Annotated in this window: 20 protein-coding genes; 6 read left to right on the top strand and 14 right to left on the bottom strand. The window is 60.4% G+C overall.

The window, feature by feature from the left end; translation table 11 throughout:
- Positions 1–207 precede the first annotated feature (207 nt).
- From pip to alr, 13 genes are all read right to left on the bottom strand, one after another.
- Complete coding sequence (gene pip / locus OK142_RS03525; protein WP_498681086.1) at positions 208–1,164, bottom strand: prolyl aminopeptidase; 957 nt, start codon at positions 1,162–1,164, stop codon at positions 208–210.
- Positions 1,161–1,646, bottom strand: coding sequence for a GFA family protein (locus tag OK142_RS03520; RefSeq protein WP_498681083.1), 486 nt, complete (start codon positions 1,644–1,646; stop codon positions 1,161–1,163). Before OK142_RS03520 ends, pip begins: the two co-directional genes overlap by 4 nt.
- Positions 1,643–2,107, bottom strand: a complete 465-nt coding sequence (locus tag OK142_RS03515; RefSeq protein WP_313609542.1) for a GFA family protein — start codon at positions 2,105–2,107, stop codon at positions 1,643–1,645. Before OK142_RS03515 ends, OK142_RS03520 begins: the two co-directional genes overlap by 4 nt.
- The gene (locus OK142_RS03510) at positions 2,107–2,580 is read right to left on the bottom strand and encodes a GFA family protein (RefSeq protein WP_498681082.1); all 474 of its coding nucleotides are present in this window, start codon (positions 2,578–2,580) and stop codon (positions 2,107–2,109) included. The genes OK142_RS03515 and OK142_RS03510 overlap by 1 nt, the downstream gene beginning before the upstream one ends.
- Complete coding sequence (locus tag OK142_RS03505) at positions 2,577–2,945, bottom strand: endonuclease domain-containing protein (protein ID WP_498681722.1); 369 nt, start codon at positions 2,943–2,945, stop codon at positions 2,577–2,579. The genes OK142_RS03510 and OK142_RS03505 overlap by 4 nt, the downstream gene beginning before the upstream one ends.
- A gap of 254 nt (positions 2,946–3,199) precedes the next feature.
- Positions 3,200–4,585: a cysteine--tRNA ligase gene (gene cysS / locus OK142_RS03500; RefSeq protein ID WP_498681081.1), complete on the bottom strand. Its 1,386-nt coding sequence runs from the start codon at positions 4,583–4,585 to the stop codon at positions 3,200–3,202.
- Between the two features lie 217 nt (positions 4,586–4,802).
- On the bottom strand, positions 4,803–5,543 hold the full coding sequence (locus tag OK142_RS03495; RefSeq protein ID WP_498681080.1) for an SDR family NAD(P)-dependent oxidoreductase: 741 nt from the start codon (positions 5,541–5,543) through the stop codon (positions 4,803–4,805).
- Between the two features lie 145 nt (positions 5,544–5,688).
- Positions 5,689–7,197 (bottom strand): amidophosphoribosyltransferase, encoded by a 1,509-nt coding sequence (gene purF / locus OK142_RS03490; RefSeq protein ID WP_003496866.1) that lies wholly within the window; start codon positions 7,195–7,197, stop codon positions 5,689–5,691.
- A gap of 138 nt (positions 7,198–7,335) precedes the next feature.
- On the bottom strand, positions 7,336–7,923 hold the full coding sequence (locus OK142_RS03485) for a CvpA family protein (RefSeq protein ID WP_003496865.1): 588 nt from the start codon (positions 7,921–7,923) through the stop codon (positions 7,336–7,338).
- A gap of 89 nt (positions 7,924–8,012) precedes the next feature.
- Entirely contained in the window at positions 8,013–9,419 is a 1,407-nt protein-coding gene (radA, locus tag OK142_RS03480; RefSeq protein WP_003496863.1) for a DNA repair protein RadA, read from the bottom strand.
- 5 nt (positions 9,420–9,424) lie between these two features.
- Entirely contained in the window at positions 9,425–9,715 is a 291-nt protein-coding gene (locus OK142_RS03475) for a type II toxin-antitoxin system RelE/ParE family toxin (RefSeq protein WP_498681078.1), read from the bottom strand.
- A complete protein-coding gene (locus OK142_RS03470) occupies positions 9,672–9,983 on the bottom strand; it encodes a type II toxin-antitoxin system ParD family antitoxin (protein WP_003496859.1) in 312 nt (103 codons plus the stop codon). The genes OK142_RS03475 and OK142_RS03470 overlap by 44 nt, the downstream gene beginning before the upstream one ends.
- 65 nt (positions 9,984–10,048) lie before the next feature.
- Positions 10,049–11,224 (bottom strand): alanine racemase, encoded by a 1,176-nt coding sequence (alr, locus tag OK142_RS03465; protein ID WP_498681077.1) that lies wholly within the window; start codon positions 11,222–11,224, stop codon positions 10,049–10,051.
- Positions 11,225–11,310: 86 nt separating this feature from the next.
- Between alr and OK142_RS03460 the strand changes: the two genes are divergently transcribed.
- From OK142_RS03460 to OK142_RS03450, 3 genes are all read left to right on the top strand, one after another.
- Positions 11,311–12,168 carry an AraC family transcriptional regulator gene (locus OK142_RS03460; RefSeq protein WP_498681076.1) on the top strand — a complete coding sequence of 286 codons (858 nt, stop codon included), beginning with the start codon at positions 11,311–11,313 and terminating at the stop codon, positions 12,166–12,168.
- Between the two features lie 80 nt (positions 12,169–12,248).
- Positions 12,249–12,953, top strand: coding sequence for an AzlC family ABC transporter permease (locus tag OK142_RS03455; protein WP_498681074.1), 705 nt, complete (start codon positions 12,249–12,251; stop codon positions 12,951–12,953).
- On the top strand, positions 12,950–13,252 hold the full coding sequence (locus tag OK142_RS03450; protein WP_003496847.1) for an AzlD family protein: 303 nt from the start codon (positions 12,950–12,952) through the stop codon (positions 13,250–13,252). Before OK142_RS03455 ends, OK142_RS03450 begins: the two co-directional genes overlap by 4 nt.
- A gap of 101 nt (positions 13,253–13,353) precedes the next feature.
- Here OK142_RS03450 and OK142_RS03445 read toward each other — a convergent pair whose 3' ends face one another.
- On the bottom strand, positions 13,354–14,850 hold the full coding sequence (locus OK142_RS03445) for a replicative DNA helicase (RefSeq protein ID WP_498681072.1): 1,497 nt from the start codon (positions 14,848–14,850) through the stop codon (positions 13,354–13,356).
- A 57-nt stretch (positions 14,851–14,907) separates the two neighbouring features.
- On the opposite strand from OK142_RS03445, the gene OK142_RS03440 reads away from it, so the two are divergent.
- The 3 genes from OK142_RS03440 to OK142_RS03430 are packed head-to-tail and all read left to right on the top strand — an operon-like array spanning position 14,908 to position 17,364.
- Positions 14,908–15,120, top strand: coding sequence for a hypothetical protein (locus OK142_RS03440; protein ID WP_313608871.1), 213 nt, complete (start codon positions 14,908–14,910; stop codon positions 15,118–15,120).
- 40 nt (positions 15,121–15,160) lie between these two features.
- The gene (locus tag OK142_RS03435; protein WP_003496842.1) at positions 15,161–15,616 is read left to right on the top strand and encodes a MarR family winged helix-turn-helix transcriptional regulator; all 456 of its coding nucleotides are present in this window, start codon (positions 15,161–15,163) and stop codon (positions 15,614–15,616) included.
- The gene (locus tag OK142_RS03430) at positions 15,613–17,364 is read left to right on the top strand and encodes an MFS transporter (RefSeq protein WP_498681069.1); all 1,752 of its coding nucleotides are present in this window, start codon (positions 15,613–15,615) and stop codon (positions 17,362–17,364) included. Before OK142_RS03435 ends, OK142_RS03430 begins: the two co-directional genes overlap by 4 nt.
- The last annotated feature ends 3 nt before the right edge of the window (positions 17,365–17,367 follow it).

Here is a 17,367-nt window from a genome sequence, read left to right as displayed (position 1 = left end):
GCCAAATTGTTCGGATAACCCCTTCATAGCGGATCGGCGTGGCGGGAGCCAATTCATTTCCGTGAAGGGTTCATGAGAAAAACTGCATGAATAAAAGGCGCATTGCTCTTGAAACAGGCGGCGTCCTGACCGGCCGGATGATCCACGCCCGACAATTCGCATGAATCATTGTCTCATCCGGCCGTTCCAAGCTACTGAAAGAGCTGATTATTTCCCTGCGAACCGATCGTTTGCGCGGATCAGCTGGTCAAGAATGCCGGGTTCGCTCATGGCATGTCCGGCGGCCTCGATGATATGGAAATCGGCCTTCGGCCAGGCCTTGGCCAGCTGCCAGGCATATTTCAGCGGGCAGGGCATGTCGTAACGTCCATGCACGATGACACCGGGAATATCCCGGAGTTTGCCGGCATCGCGTAGCAATTGCCCTTCTTCCAGCCAGCCGCCATTGACGAAGAAGTGGTTCTCGATGCGCGCAAACGCGATGGCATATTTGTCCTCGCCGAAATCCTCGACGCGCTCCGGATCTGTCACGAGCGCGATGGTTGCGCCTTCCCACTGGCTCCATGCCTTGGCGCATTCCAGCTTCTTTGCCTCGTCCTTACCGGTGAGATAGCGATTATAGGCCTGCATCATCTCGCCGCGCTCGGCCTCGGGAATCGGCGCGATGAAGTTTTCCCAGCGGTCGGGGTACATTTCCGAGACGCCGAACTGGTAATACCAGTCCAGCTCCGGTTTGGTTACGGTGTAGATGCCGCGCAGAACCAGTTCGCTGACGCGGTCGGGATGGGTCTCGGCATAGGCGAGCGCCAGCGTCGAGCCCCAGGAGCCGCCGAAAACCAGCCATTTTTCGAAGCCGCAGAGTTCGCGCAGCCTTTCGATATCGGCAACGAGATGCCATGTGGTGTTGGCTTCAAGCTCCGCATGCGGCGTGGAGCGGCCGCAGCCGCGCTGGTCGAACAGGATGACGTCGTAAAGGGCGGGATCGAAGACGCGGCGATGCGTGGGGTTCACCCCGCCGCCCGGACCGCCATGCAGGAATACCGCCGGTTTCGCACCCCGTGTGCCCACCCTTTCCCAATAGATCGTGTGGCCGTCGCCGACATCGAGCATGCCGGTCTCGAAAGGTTCTATCTCGGGGTAAAAGCCGCGCAATTCATCGGTCATGGGTCATCATCCTTCGCTGGCCATTCGGCCGTATCATGGTCCGGGTGCTGGCAATTGTTCACCCGAGGGGGAGGGCTATCCGTTGCAGGTTCCGGCTCGACCGGCAAGCCATCGAGTGCGCCGAACCAGTGCATTTTGCCGGCGAGATTGGATTGCGCCTCGGGCCTTACCCGCTGCGGCTCGTCCAGCGAGCCGAGGGTGATATTGATGAAATCGGCGCCCGGCATGTCGTAGAACAGCGGCGTGCCGCATCGGCCGCAAAAGCCGCGACGCACGTGATCGGAGGACTGGAACCATGCTGCTTCGCCGCGGGTCATTTCAAACTGCGTAACCGTACTTGCGGCAAGTGGCATGAAATAATTGCCCGATGCCTTCTGGCACATGCGGCAATGGCACAGATGCGGATAACGAAGACCGCCTCCTATCCGATAACGCACCGCGCCGCACTGGCATCCGCCGCTGAAACCCTCGGTTTCGCTCATGCACGACCGTCTTCCGGCGGCCAGACCTGCGTGTCGTGATCCGGGTGCTGATAGGAGGTGATCTCCGCCTCGTCCACGCCTTGCTCCACGGTCGGCTTGCCGAACAGCTGCTCGATCCACGGCATGCGCTTATGGAAATTGACCTGCACCTGCGGCTCGATCCGCTCGGGTTCATCGAAGGCGCCGATGGCGATCTCCACGCCGCCGGGATAATGATAGGTCAGCGGCGTGCCGCATTTGCTGCAGAAACCGCGATGGATTTTTCCCGAGGAGCGGAAGAGAGACGGCTGGCCGCGTGTCCAGGTCAGATGCGCCTGATCGGCGCTGACCAGCGCGCCGAAGAAATTGCCGAAATGTTTCTGGCACATGCGGCAATGGCAGATGGAGGCCCGGCCGAGCTTGCCCGCATGGAAACGCACGGCGCCACACTGGCAACCGCCGGAAAAGCCCGCTTCACTCATCATCTGTTCTCCGGTGGCCAGTTTTCGGTGTCGTGGTCGGGATGCTGGTAGGAAACGAGATCGGCGAGGTAATCCACCTGCGTCAGGTCGTCTTCGGTGGCAACGGCAGGCAGTGTGTGAAGGCTGTCGACGAAATCGATCTTGCGCTCCACGCCCCACTGGATGGTCGGCGGCAGGGCAGCGGGATCGTCAAAGGCCCCGGCCGCCACCGCCACACCGTCAGGCGCTTCATAAGTCAGCGGCGTTCCGCATTCGGGGCAGAAACCGCGCTTGACGACACTGGAGGACTGGAAGCGTTTCGGCTCACCGCGCGTCCATTCGAATTCAACGTCGCGTACGGAGACCAGCGGCGCATAATAGGCCCCGAAAGCCTTCTGGCACATGCGGCAATGACAGATGGAACTGTCTTTCAGTTCGCCGGAGACGCGAAAACGGATCGCGCCGCACTGGCATCCGCCGGTATATGTCGTCATGGTCGGTCCTCCTTCACCGTTCGGATAATGTGGAGACAGACATTGTCGATGTCTCTGAGGATATCCTCGTTCCAGAAACGGAGGACTGTCCAGCCAAGTTCCTCGAACGTCTGTGTTCTCTGCTGGTCATAGGCTGCCGCAACGTCGCCCGCGTGCTGAAACCCGTCCAGTTCGATAATGATCTTATGTGAGGGGCAAGCGAAATCAACGATATATCCGGCGACCGGCAGCTGGCGTCTGAAAGACATGCCGTCTAGGCGGTGAGCGCGGACGGCGTTCCAGAACTTCAGTTCTGCATCGGTCATAGCTTTTCGCATCTGCCGGGCATACGCGCGATGTTTTGGCTCGACCTTGGCATGGGGCATTGAGATGCTCGCGGCTTGAAGCGGTGCCGCGAGATTGGAACATGGTGTGGACGAAAGCAAGGGATTGCCGTGGAGCTTTACCCCCCTCTGCCCTGCCGGGCATCTCCCCCTCAAGGGGGGAGATCAGCAAGCGGCTTTACCGCAACTTCAACCTCAAGCTTCGAGATGGCGAAACGTTCCTACGGGTCGATCTCCCCCCTTGAGGGGGAGATGCCCGGCAGGGCAGAGGGGGGTGAGCCCCAACCGCTGCCGGCTCACCGCTTCAACTCCCAAGTCGTCGTCCGCTCGCCGGTTTCCTTGTCCTTGCCATCCTTCAGCTGAATGCCCTTCTCGGAAAGCTCGTCGCGCAAACGATCCGCCTCCGCAAAGTTCTTCGCCTTCAACATTTCAAGGCGCAGCTGCACCAGCGCATTGACCGCCGAAACGATGGCCTCGTCCATTTCCGCTTTTTTCGGCAGCACGCCGAGCAGGGCGGCGCTGGCCGCAAAGGCTGGCAGGCGAGTTGGATCGGAATTGGCGGCGTGCGCCAGCGCGTGCAGCGCCTGCACGGCGGCAACCGTGTTCAGGTCGTCGGCGAGCGCGTCCAGCACGGCAGCATCCGGCTCGGCGTCGGTCGGTTCGGCCGCCGGCCACTTGGCCAGCAGATGTTCTGCCTCTTCCAGCCGCTTCACCGAAAAGTCGATCGGCTCGCGATAATGCGTCATCAGCATCGCCAGGCGAAGAACTTCGCCCGGCCATTGGCGGCCGCCGAATTTCTCCGTGTGCAGCAATTCGTAGATGGTCACGAAGTTGCCCTCGGACTTCGACATCTTGCGGCCTTCCACCTGCACGAAGCCGTTGTGCATCCACACATTGGCCATGACATGCGTGCCATGGGCGCAACGGGATTGCGCGATTTCGTTCTCATGGTGCGGGAAGATGAGATCGAGCCCGCCGCCGTGAATGTCGAACACCTCGCCGAGGTAGCGACCGGCCATGGCCGAGCATTCGATGTGCCAGCCCGGACGGCCGCGACCCCAGGGGCTTTCCCAGCCCGGCTCATTGTCCGAGGACAGTTTCCACAGCACGAAATCGCCCGGGTTCTTCTTGTGGGCTTCCACCGCCACGCGCGCACCCGCCTGCTGCTCGTCCAGCGGGCGTTTGGAGAGCTGGCCGTAATCGGCCATCGAGCGGGTGTCGAACAGCACCTCGCCGCCCGCCGTATAGGCATGGCCGCGGGCGATCAGCTTCTCGATGAGGTCGATCATTTCCGCGATGTAGTCGGTGGCGCGCGGTTCGACGGTCGGCGGAAGGCAGCCGAGTGCGGCCACATCCTCATGGAATTGGTCGGCAGTTTTTTTCGTCACCGCGTGGATGGCATCGTTCAGCGGCAGATGCGGATAGTCGCGCAGCGCCCGCGCGTTGATCTTGTCATCGAGATCGGTGATGTTGCGGGCATAGGTCACATGGTTTTCGCCATAGACGTGGCGCAGCAGCCGGAAAAGAACATCGAAAACGATGACCGGGCGCGCATTGCCGATATGGGCGAAATCGTAGACCGTTGGTCCGCAGACATACATGCGCACATTATCTGCGTCGATCGGCGCAAATTCCGACTTTTCGCGTGTGAGTGTATTGTGAAATTTCAGGCGCAAGGACATGCGGCAGTTCCCTAAAGGCAGAATATTATCCTGGCCGGAACGTTTATCTTTCTTGACCTTGCGGGAGACGAAAACGATCTGGCCGGTGGCGAACCAGCAAAAAAAATCTCAGCAGCAGGTGCAGATCATCGTTCTCATATCTTGCTTTATGGCGCGGCGGTGCGGCCCGGTCAAGAGCAACCGTGGTGACCAAATCGCCGCTCCAAGCGGAAAATATTCACTCCGGCTGACGGTAGTCCACGAATTTCCCCTCGCGCACGAGGAAGAGTTTGCCGGTTTCGGTCAGATCGGGCGAGGCGAGCGGAAGAATGGCCGCGGCCACCTCTGATGGATGCGGCACGGTGGCCGGGTCTTCGCCGGGCATGGCCTGCGCACGCATCGCCGTGCGTGTCGCACCGGGATTGATGCTGTTGACGCGAAGGGCGCTCTTCTGCGTTTCCGCCGCCCAGGTGCGGGCCAGCGCTTCGACTGCCGCCTTGGAGGTGGAATAGACACCCCAGAAGGGGCGACAGCTGTGGGCGGCGCCCGAAGACAGGATCAGCGCGCGGCCAGCATCCGACTTCAGAAGCAGCGGCTCGACCGAGCGGATCAGCCGCCAGGTGGCGGTGACGTTGATGTTCATGACCCTTTCGAAGACTTTCGCCTCGATATGGCCGACCGGTGAGATCACGCCGAGAACGCCGGCATTGGCGACGAGAATATCGAGCTTGCCCCAGCGCTCGAAGATATTCGCGCCCAGCGCATCGATGGCTTTCATGTCGGAAAGATCGAAGGGAACGAGCGTCGCCGTGCCGCCGACGGCCTTGATGGCGTCGTCCAGCTCCTCAAGACCGCCCACCGTGCGGGCGCAGGCGATGACATGCGCGCCGGCCTTGGCGAGTTCCAGCGCCGTGAAATAGCCGATGCCGCGCGAAGCGCCGGTAACGAGAGCGATGCGGCCCTTGAGATTGACGGTCATGGTCCCCCCGAAAATGATTGCACTTCCTTCTACGAAGCGCCACGGGCCTTTCACAAGCGATTATATCGTCGCAGGCGAGGGCCTGAACAAAAGGCAAGAAAAAAGCGGCCACCGGAGGCCGGTGGCCGCTTGTTCGTCCGGACTATCAGCCGTTGCTGGCCAGCATGGAAATCTTGCTGCCCATCGACTCGCCGTTTTGATCGAGAAGGCGGGTCGGGTAGTCGCCGGTGAAATAATGGTCCGTGAATTGCGGCCGCGCATGGTTGCGGTTTTCGCCGCCGACGGCGCGGTAAAGCCCGTCGATCGACAGGAAGGCCAGCGAATCGGCGCCGATGAATTTCGCCATGGCGTCCACATCGGCATATTGGTTGGCGAGCAGCTTGTCGGCATCCGGCGTGTCGATGCCGTAGAAATCCGGATGGAAGATCATCGGGCTGGCGACGCGGATATGCACTTCCTTGGCTCCCGCCTCGCGGATCATCTGCACGATCTTCACCGAGGTCGTGCCGCGCACGATGGAATCATCCACCAGCACCACGCGTTTGCCCTCGATCATCGCCCGGTTGGCGGAATGCTTGAGCTTGACGCCGAAAGCGCGGATCTGCTGGGTCGGTTCGATGAAGGTACGGCCGACATAATGGTTGCGGATGATGCCATATTCGAAGGGAATACCGCTTTCCTGTGCAAAACCGAGGGCTGCCGGCGTGCCGCCATCGGGAACCGGAACCACGACATCGGCTTCCAGCGGCGCTTCCTTGGCAAGGTTCATGCCCATGTTCTTGCGCGTCGTATAGACGTTGCGGCCGCCGACGACGGAATCGGGACGGGCGAAATAGACATATTCGAACAGGCAGAGACGCTCCGGCTGCGGCTTGGAGGGCTTGCGCGCATCGATGGTGATCGAACCATCCGGCTGGATCTCGCAGATGATGACTTCACCGTTTTCAACATCACGCACGAATTTCGCGCCAATGATATCGAGAGCGCAGGTCTCCGAGCAGAAGATCGGCTTGCCGTCCAGTTCGCCCATCACCAGCGGACGGATGCCGATCGGGTCGCGGGCGGCAATCAGCTTGGTGCGGGTCATGGCCAGCATCGAATAGCCGCCTTCCATCTGGCGGATGGCGTCGATGAAGCGATCGGCGGTGGAAGAGTGGCGCGAGCGGGCGATGAGGTGCAGCACGACTTCGGTATCCGACGTCGACTGACAGATCGCGCCCGTGGCGATGATCTGGCGGCGAAGCGTCAGGCCATTGGTGAAATTGCCGTTATGGGCAATGGAAATGCCGCCTTCTTCCAGTTCAGCAAACAGCGGCTGCACGTTGCGCATCGCCACTTCACCGGTCGTGGAATAGCGGGTGTGGCCAATCGCGATGGAGCCGGGCAGGCGGGCAAGCGTTGCCGGATCGGTATAATGATCGCCGACGAGGCCCATATGGCGTTCCTGGTGGAAGCGTTTGCCGTCAAAAGAGACGATGCCCGCCGCTTCCTGGCCGCGATGCTGCAGCGCATGCAGGCCGAGAGCGGTCAGCGCCGAGGCGTCGGCATGACCGAGAATGCCGAAAACGCCGCACTCTTCGTGCAACGTGTCGCCGTCGATCTCTTCCTTGAAAGTGGCCCCATGGAACTTGGAATGCGAAAGCGGCTCAATCATCCGGCTTGCCCTTGCTCTCTACCGAGAAAAACGAAAGACCTCTCCGGTGAGCTTGTCTCCCGGTCGGCCTGTCTGTGTCGTGCTTGATATTTAGCACAAATAGCGCGCCTTGCATGCATTGCAAGGCGCACCCTCGTGTCAATTATTCGTTGCCGGCGGATTTGTCGCCGGTGCATCTTCCGCTGGCGCCTGCGCAGCTGTCGGTTCCTGTGGCTTTCCGAGAATGCGGGCGCGGATCTGCGGTTCGATATCGTCAGGCAGAACCGCCTCCAGCTTGCCCACCAAACCATCCAGGAAAGGCTTGGACTTGGCCTGCGTTACCCATTCCGGCTGCGTCTTCACATCCACCAGCCAGTTCCAGAAGGCGACCGCGACAACAAGCAGCAGAATGCCGCGCGCCGCGCCGAACAGGAAACCAAGCGTGCGATCCAGCGCGCCGATGCGGCTGTCGATGATGAAATCGGCAATGCGCGAGGTGATGAAGGAGATGACGATCAGCGAGACGAGGAAGACCACGCCAGCCGAGCCGGCAATGGCGATCTTGTCGTCATCGGTATAGTTGCGCGCATAGGGCAGCAGGACCGGATAAAGATAATAGGCGGCGGCGACCGAACCGGCCCAGCTCGCGATCGACAGAATCTCGCGGGAAAAGCCGCGTACCATCGCGAGAATGGCGGAGAAAAGAACAACGGCGATGACGATGCCGTCGAAAATTGTAATGGGCATATACCAACTCCGGAGGTGCGACGCCTTGTCAGACGCTGCCTTGCCAATTTTGCGATCCTCTTACACCACTGTTTCCCTTGGCGAAAGGATCAATATTCGTCGTCCTCAACCTGTTTGAACCGGTTGCCGGAGCCGGCGATGCGCGCCACGAGGTCTGGCAGGCTTTCAATTTCCGTCCAGCGCCCCTTGCCGCCCTTCGGCAATTCAGCCGAAGCAGAAGGCAGAAGTGCGGCGGAAAAGCCGAGTTTCTCAGCTTCTTTCAATCGCTGGCCCGTGTGCGAGACCGGCCGCACCGCGCCCGACAGGCTGACTTCGCCGAAATAGACGCAATCGGCGGGCAGGGCAAGACCGGCCAGCGAGGAAACCAGCGCAGACGCGATCGCCATATCCGCAGCCGGCTCAGAAATTCTATAACCACCGGCGACATTCAGGTAAACATCGTGCTGACCGAGCTTCACCCCGCAATGGGCCTCCAGCACGGCAAGGATCATGGCAAGCCGCGAACTGTCCCAGCCGACCACGGCGCGGCGCGGCGTGCCGAGCGAGGTGGCGGCGACCAGCGCCTGCACCTCAACCAGAATCGGGCGCGTGCCTTCCATGCCGGCAAAAACGGCGGCGCCCGGCGATTTTTCGTTTCGCTCGCCCAGAAACAGTTCGGAAGGGTTGGAAACCTCACGCAATCCCTTGTCCGACATTTCGAACACCCCGATCTCGTCCGTCGGTCCGAAGCGGTTCTTGACGGTACGAAGAATGCGGTAGTGGTGACCGCGATCGCCTTCGAAATAAAGCACGGCGTCGACCATGTGCTCCACCACGCGCGGACCGGCGATCTGGCCTTCCTTGGTCACGTGGCCCACAAGCACCATGGTCGCGCCAGTCTGCTTGGCAAACCGGATCATCGCCTGCACGCCGGTGCGCACCTGCGTCACCGTGCCGGGGGCGGAATCGGCCGTGTCGCTCCACAGCGTCTGAATGGAATCAATGATGACGAGATCGGGCCGCTTGCCCTCGGAAACCGTCGCCAGAATGTCTTCGACATTGGTTTCGGCGGCCAGCAGCACATCGGTCTCGGCTGCACCAAGGCGCTGGGCGCGCAGGCGCACCTGCGCCACCGCCTCTTCACCCGAAACATAGATGATGCGGTGTCCGCGCCTCGAAAGGGCAGCGGCCGCCTGCATAAGCAGGGTGGATTTGCCGATACCCGGATCGCCGCCGATCAAGACCGCCGAACCGCGCACGAAGCCGCCGCCGGTCGCCCGGTCGAGTTCGCTGATGCCGGTCGGAATGCGCGGCGCTTCCTCGATCTCGCCGGAAAGCGAGGTGAGCGTGACAGGCCGACCCTTCTTGGGCGTCTTGCCGGGGCCGGAACCGATGCCGCCCATCGGGTCTTCCTCGACGATGGTGTTCCACTCGCCGCAGCCTTCGCATTTTCCCGCCCAACGGGTGTGAACCGTACCGCAGTTCTGGCAAATGAATTGAGTCTTGGCTTTGGCCATGTATGTCAGTTTTCTTCTTGTTTGAAATGGTCGGCGGAGATGTCTTGGTGGCCGTGAAGCACGCGCAGGACATAGATTTTCTTGTCATCGACAACGAAATAGATGCAGCGATTACGATACGGGAACGCCCGCAAATTCGGAACGTAGTTTCGAGGCACACCCGTTATCCCGTATCGGGCCAGCGAGATCATTTTAACGTTGATGTCGTCCAGAAAGCGCCTTGCGGCGGCAGGATTGAATTGTGCAATGTAATTATGATCGGCGAGAAGATCGTTCAGCGCCTGAGCGGTGACCACCAGACGCCTTCGCTTCATTCTGCTCCTCCGCGAGCTTTATGATGTGAGCGGTTAGATCGTCCGCCGTTGAGAATTCCATCACCCTGCCGGCCTCCAGATCGTCCAGCCCTTCCTGAATCAATCGTTGAAGCTCAACGAAGCGGCCTTCCTTGCTGCCCAGCAAACGAAGGCCGGCTGAAATAACCGCATCGGCGTCCTTGAAGATGCCCGCCGCCACCTGCTCTTCGATGAACTTCTCGTCCTGTTCGCTCAAATGGATTTCGGGCATTTCGATCTCCTTTTGTTCTCTTTTAGCACAGGTGACGTCAGCTTTCCAAGGGCTAAAGGCGAGGCTTAGTCATCGGCCATCAGATATTGCCGCTCGTAACGTAGGCCAAGCCCCGTCAGCATTTCATAACCGATAGTACCGGCCGCCCGTGCGGTCTCATCGACAGGCACATTGGGACCGAAAAGCTCGATATAGTCGCCGGCGCGGATGGCATTGGCAGGAATATCCGTGACGTCGAAAATGGTGAGGTCCATGGTGACGCGGCCGGCGACCGGCACCTTGTGGCCGTTGACGACGCCATAGGCGCCGCCGTGGCCCATTTCGCGCAGGGGAATGCCGGAGCCGGAAAGCGACCGCTGGTATCCGTCCGCATAACCGACGGAAGCGATGGCAAGGCGGCTCGCCCGTTTCAGCAAATAGGTGCCGCCATAACTCACGGTCTGGCCTTCACCAGCCTCGCGAAGCTGGATGATCCGCGCTTCGGCCTTGGCGACGGGCCGCATCGGGTTTGTCACGTCATTGACCGCTTCGCCGCCATAAAGCGCGATGCCGGGGCGGGTAAGGTCGAAATGATATTCGTTGCCCAGAAATATGCCTGCCGAAGCCGAAAGGCTTGATTCGATACCTTCGAAAGCAGCGCTAACCCTGCGGAATGCCTCGAGCTGGACCCTGTTCATCGGCGAAGACGGCGTGTCGGCGCAGGCGAGATGCGACAGTACCAGAACCGGATCGAAACTCGCCGGCCGCGTCACGTCGTCGGCCAGAAACAGCGCATCGTCCAGCGGCAGTCCGAGCCGGTTGAAGCCGGTATCCACATGCAAAGCGCAGGGGTGGTCGCCGCGCTCGGCCACTGTCGCCATCCAGAAGGAAAGCTGCTCCTCTGAGGCCAGAACCGGAACCAGATCATTGTCGAAGACCTGACGCTCCTGGCCCTGCCAGATGCCTGATAGCACGAAAATGCGCGCCTCCGGTGCATAGGAACGGAGAGTCGCACCCTCGGACACCGTCGCCACGAAGAAGTCGCGTGCGCCGGCATGGTAAAGCGTCGCGCCGCAATCCTCGATACCAAGCCCGTAGGCATCCGCTTTCACGACGGCCGCCGTCCGCGCCTTGCCGGACCGCTTTTTCATATCCCGCCAATTGTCGGCGAGCGCGCCGAGATCGACGGTAAGCCTCAGCGGCGCGTGCTCGAAAGCGTCGGTTTCGTTTTCGGGAAAGCTGTCTTCGAAGTCGTCTGTCATGCCATGCGTCCGGTTGATTTGGAACCGGTTCGGACCCTAGCACTTTTGTTCAAGACGGTAATGACCGAATGCTTTAAACTCCTTCTATGCACAATGTTTCGCAGGAACAGGCCATAGACGTCATGCCCATTGCCGCGACGGAAACGACCCGTTTCTGGCGCGACGGGCGTTTTGGCGGCATGGAATGTCTGAGCGCCACATTCCTGACCCATGAATATTCCCCGCATGCGCACGACACCTTCTCGATCGGCGCGATCGAAAGCGGTTCGCAGATTTCCACCATTCAGGGCACCACCGAGCAGACAGGGCCGGGGCATCTTTACCTTATCAACCCGGATGAGATTCACGATGGTGCGCCGGGCGGCGGCGGTTATCGTTACCGCATGATCTATCCCGATGCGGCGCTGCTACGCGATATTATCGAGGATGTGACGGGCAGGGCCTTTCACGGCACGCCGTCCTTTCCACGGTTTCTGCCACGCGATCCGCAGATGGCTATGGCTTTCCAGATGGCGCATCGGCGTCTGGAGGCGAAGTCCGGCGCTCTGGAGGCGGATGAGGGCATGTTCTCGGTTCTTGCGGCCCTGTTCGGCAGGCACGGCAGCGCCATCATTCTGCCGGTCGAAACCCGCGAGAAAACGGCAGTCTATGCTGCCCGGGACTATCTCGCGGACAATTACGAGACCGATATCGGTCTTGAGGAACTGGCATCGATAGCCGGTCTCAGCCGCGCCCACCTCATACGCGCCTTCCGGAAGGAGTTTCACATCACCCCGCACGCCTATCTGACGGATCTGCGCATCCGGCAGGCTCGCCGCCTTCTGCGTGCGGGTGAGACGCCGGCCGAAGTGGCGGCCTTGTGCGGTTTTGCCGATCAGGCGCATTTTACCCGGCATTTCAAGGCGCGCACCGGCGTCACGCCCGGGCAATTCCGTGCGGCGTGATTTTTCCGCGCAATGTCACTTTCATTCAAGACCGTGAGGCTTGCCGGGCGTAATCGCACTGTTCTGCAAGGGAGAATGCGATGTCCGTATTGGAAAAGCGCGCGGAATTCGGCGCGGGGTTGAGGGCTGCCGCCCCGCTGCTGGTGGCCATGGTGCCCATCGGCGTGGTGTTCGGGGCAGTCGCGGTCGGCAAAGGCCTGTCACCGCTGGAAGCCGCGTTGATGTCGCTGCTGGTTTTTGCCGGCGGCTCGCAATTCGTGGCCATGGATCTGTGGATGCATCCGGCAAGCTGGAGCGCGCTCGGGTTCGCAGCCCTGCTGGTCAATCTGCGCCATGTGCTGATGAGCGCCTCCATCGCCGGCAAACTGGATGATTTTACCGGATGGCGAAAATGTGCGGCGATGCTGGTTTTGACCGATGAATCCTGGGCGCTGTCGGAGTTTCGGGTCATCGCTGGCAGGCTGACGGCGGCTTTCTTCGCGGGTGCTGCACTGTCGATCTACCTCGTCTGGAACCTCGCCACTCTGGCAGGCGCGCTGCTCGGCTCCGTCATGGGTGACATGTCGGTGATCGGTCTGGATTTCGCCTTCCCGGCCGTCTTCATCGTGTTGCTGATGGGGTTCTGGAAGGGCAGGGAAACCGGCTTCGTGCTTCTGGCGAGTGCTTCCGCTGCTTATCTCACCCACGCGCTGGTTCCGGGCGCCTGGTATATTGCAGCCGGCGCGCTGGCGGGGCTTGCCGTTGCGGCCTTCGGTCATGAAGATCAGGCGGAGCAGCCGGCATGACGCTCGATCAAAATACGCTGCTGGCGATCCTCGCCATGATGGCGGCAACCGTCGCCACACGGCTCGGCGGTCTGCTGCTGGTCAATCATTTCACCCTGACGCCGCGCCTGAAAAAGGCGCTTGGGGTGGTTCCGCCCGCCGTTCTGATGGCCGTCGTCACGCCGACGGCGCTTGCGAGCGGACTGGCCGAAACCATCGCCTGCGCGGTGACGGCAGTCGCGGCACTCCGCCTCAGCCTGCTGCCGGCCGCCGCGCTCGGTGTCGTCACCGTGGCGCTGCTGCGCGGAATCGGATTGTGAGGCAATCCCGCCAAGACCTTGAAAAGACTCCGCCCGTTTCATTCCGAACGTGGGAAAGAAGATGAGGGCGAAAACCGTTCGCCCTCATGACTTCGATCGGCTCAATGCTCTTCGTACTGGCTGAAACTCGGGTCGGCCAGATCCGCAAAGCGGGTGAATTCGGACTGGAACTGCAATTTTACTGTACCGGTCGGTCCGTGACGCTGCTTGGCGATAATGACATCGGCCGTGCCCTTCACCCGGTCGAAATGTGCTTCCCATTCGGCATATTTCGCATCGCCGGGATCGCGCGGCTCCATGTTTTTCACATAATATTCCTCACGGAACACGAACAGCACCACGTCGGCGTCCTGCTCGATGGAGCCCGATTCACGCAGGTCGGAAAGCTGCGGGCGCTTGTCCTCTCGGCTTTCCACCGCACGGGAGAGCTGTGACAGCGCGATGATGGGAACATTGAGTTCCTTGCCCAGCGCCTTCAGGCCCGTGGTGATCTGGGTGATTTCCTGCACGCGGTTTTCGCCGCCCTTGCCGCCACCGGTCATCAGCTGAATATAGTCCACGACCAGAACATCGAGGCCGCGCTGACGCTTCAGGCGACGGGCACGGGCGGAAAGCTGGGCGATGGAGATACCACCGGTCTGGTCGATGTAAAGCGGCACTTTCTGCATCATCTGGGAGCAGGCGACGAGCTTTTCGAAATCGGCCTCGGTAATGTCACCGCGACGGATTTTCGACGACGAGACTTCGGTCTGCTCGGAAATGATACGGGTTGCCAGCTGTTCGGACGACATTTCGAGCGAATAAAAGCCGACGACGCCGCCGTTCTTCGCCTTGAACGAGCCGTCTGGCTGGACTTCCTGATCGTAGGACGCCGCGATGTTATAGGCGATGTTGGTGGCAAGCGAGGTTTTGCCCATACCCGGGCGACCGGCAAGCACGATAAGGTCGGAACGCTGCAAACCGCCCATGCGGGCGTCGAGTGAGTGAATGCCGGTGGAGATGCCGGAGAGATTGCCGTCGCGCTCGAAGGCGGCCCCCGCCATGTCGATCGCCAGCGCCACTGCGTCGTTGAACGACTGGAAGCCGCCATCGTAACGGCCGGTTTCCGCCAGTTCGAACAGGCGGCGCTCGGTGTCCTCGATCTGCGCCTGCGGTGGCATGTCGAGCGGCGCGTCATAGGCGATGTTGACGACATCCTCGCCGATCTGGATCAGCGCGCGACGCAGCGCCAGATCGTAAATCGCGCGGCCGTAATCTTCTGCATTGATGATCGAAACGGCTTCCGCCGCCAGACGCGCGAGATATTGCGCCACCGTCAGGTCGCCGATCTTGTCGTCGGCGGGCAGGAAGGTCTTGATCGTCACCGGATTGGCGGTTTTGCCCATGCGGATGATATCGCCCGCCACCTCGAAAATCTTGCGATGCAAGGGTTCGTAGAGATGGACGGGCTTCAAAAAGTCCGACACGCGATAATAGGCGTCGTTATTGACGAGGATGGCGCCGAGCAGCGCCTGTTCCGCCTCGATGTTGTTGGGCGCTTCGCGGTAATGCGGTTCCGCCGGCAGCGCGGGGGTGATCTTTCTCACAGCGTCGTTCATGGTTTGCGCGATCTCCCTTTGCCTTGTCCTTAAACCTCGGGTTTGGCTTCCTGGGGCATGGCAGTCAATGATATTGTTGCAACACTATACGGCAGGCTGACGTCCGTTCTGAAAAGCTGGATCACATCTTCAGTTGTCCCCAGCAATCCACAGGCGGGTGGGAACGAGGTGCCGGAATTTCCCGGCAACGTGATTCGCTGCCATGAGTTTACCGCATGGCAGACCCGGCATGAAAGAAACTTGAAAATCGTCAGGCTTCCGAATAAATAGGCAGAAAATAAGTAGTGTGCTAATTATAAGGCTGACTGATATGTCCCGCGAGACCGACAAGGAACAGCTCCTCGATGAAGTCTCCGCTTTTACCCGCAAACTGCGCGCGTTTTTCGACGCCAGGGTAGGGGAAAGCGGCCTGACGCTGGCGCGTGCGCGCGCTCTTTTTGCCCTGTCGCGGCGCGGGCCTTTAACCCAGACTGAACTTGCCGAGGAAATGGAAATCGAAACGCCCACGCTGGTGCGTGTGCTGGATGGCATGGAGAAACAGAACCTCATCGAACGCCGCTCCGACGAAAACGACCGCCGTGCCAAACGCATTCACATGACAGCGGAGGGAGAGAAGACCTCGCAGACGGTGCAGGCGGTGGCGAAATCGCTGCGCTCGGAAATCGCTGCCGATATTTCCTCGCAGGAACTCGCAATGGCGCTTGATGTCATGCGCCGGCTTTCCGCCAACCTGCAAAATCTGGCAAGCGGGAGGGTGCAATCGTGAGCACCGTGTTGCCGCAGACAGCCGATGAGGCCGCTCCCGCAAATACAGAAGCGACCGTCAAGCCGGACCACCTTGCGGAAGAGCAGGCCAATACATCGCCGAGCGATGCAGGCACAAGCGAGACCGCGCCGGAAGCTGCCGTTCCCGCCGCGCCGCAACCGTTGGAGCGGCCGGTGTGGCTGCGGCTGTGCTTCATCTTCGCGGGCCTGTCGTTCTTCATTACCCAGGGCCTGGGCATGAACCTCGTCATGGCCAATATCTACCAGCTTCAGGGCGAGTTTTCCGCAACGGTGGCGGAAGTGGCATGGCTCTCCGCCGCCTATATGGCGCCCTATGCCACGTTTTCCATCGCGCTCTTCAAGATCAGGGCGCAATATGGCCTGCGGCCCTTTGCCGAACTCTCGATCATCGCCTTTGTCGTTGCTTCCTGTCTCAACCTGTTCGTGACGGACCTGCATTCCGCAATCGTCATCCGCTTCGTCAGCGGCATGGCCGCCGCGCCGATTTCGTCGCTCGGCTTTCTCTATATTCTGGAAGCCTTTCCGCCCGCGCGGAAATTCTCGCTCGGTTTCAGCATCGCGCTGACCGGCACCTTGCTGTCGGCACCCATCGCCCGCATCGTTTCGCCCTCTCTTTTGGAAATCGATGGCTGGAACGCGCTTTATTCTATGGAGGTGGGGTTTGCGCTGATCTCCTTCGCCATGATCTACGTGCTGAAAGTCACACCGCCGCCGCGTGCGAAAGTCATCGAGCGCATGGATATTCTGAGCTATCTGCTGTTTGCGGGCGGTCTCGGCTGCCTCGCGGTCATGCTCACCCTTGGCCGGTTCTACTGGTGGTTCGAAACATGGTGGCTGGGCGTGCTTCTGGCAACGTCGATCGCGCTCCTGACGCTGATGGCCTTCATCGAATTGCCGCGCAAAAACCCGCTGCTCGACCTGCGCTGGATTTTTTCGAAAACCAACCTGCATATTATCGCGGTGCTGCTCGTTTATCGCGCGGTTTCTTCCGAACAATCCTCAACGGCGGTCAGCTTCTACCAGCAGCTTGGCCTGCTGAACGACCAGACGACGACGCTTTATGCGCTGGTGTTGCTGGCGACGGTGCTTGGCGGTGCGGCCTGCGCCTGGCTGATGCTGACGAAATACGTGGATACGGCGCATGTGATTGCGCTGGCGCTGATCGCCGCTGGCTCGTTCATGGACAGCCAGTCAACCAATCTGACACGGCCGGGCGAAATGTATCTCAGCCAGATGATGATTGCCTTCGGCGCGGCTATGTTCCTGCCGCCCGTCATGTCCAAGGGTTTTGCCGCAGCACTTGCCAGAGGCGCACCCTATCTGGTGAATTTCATCACCATCTTCCTGTTCACCCAGATCACGGGTTCGATGCTGATGACCGGACTGCTCGGTAGCTTCGTGACACTGCGCGAAAAATTCCATTCCAATATACTGGTGGAAAATGTCCTGCTCACCAATCCCGTGGTCGCCCAGCGCGTATCCCAGCTTTCCGGCGCTTACAGCCACGTCATCACCGATCCGGCGCTGCTGAAGGCCGAGGGGCTTTCCCTTCTCGGCCAGCAGGTCAGCAAGGAGGCCTATGTGCTTGCCTATAATGATACGTTCCTGCTGATCTCCGTTGTTTCGGCGCTGGCGCTTGCCGCGCTTTTGATCCACCTTGCATGGCTGCGCATCCGTCCGTTCCTGTCGAGGGACAATGTCGATACCGCACCGGCACAACAGTCTTGAACC

This window comes from Agrobacterium sp. BT-220-3, assembly GCF_025910175.1.
GTDB classification, from domain to species: domain Bacteria; phylum Pseudomonadota; class Alphaproteobacteria; order Rhizobiales; family Rhizobiaceae; genus Agrobacterium; species Agrobacterium oryzihabitans.
The sequence above is the reverse complement of the archived record's forward strand: the minus strand, read 5'-3'. Positions and strand labels throughout refer to the sequence as shown.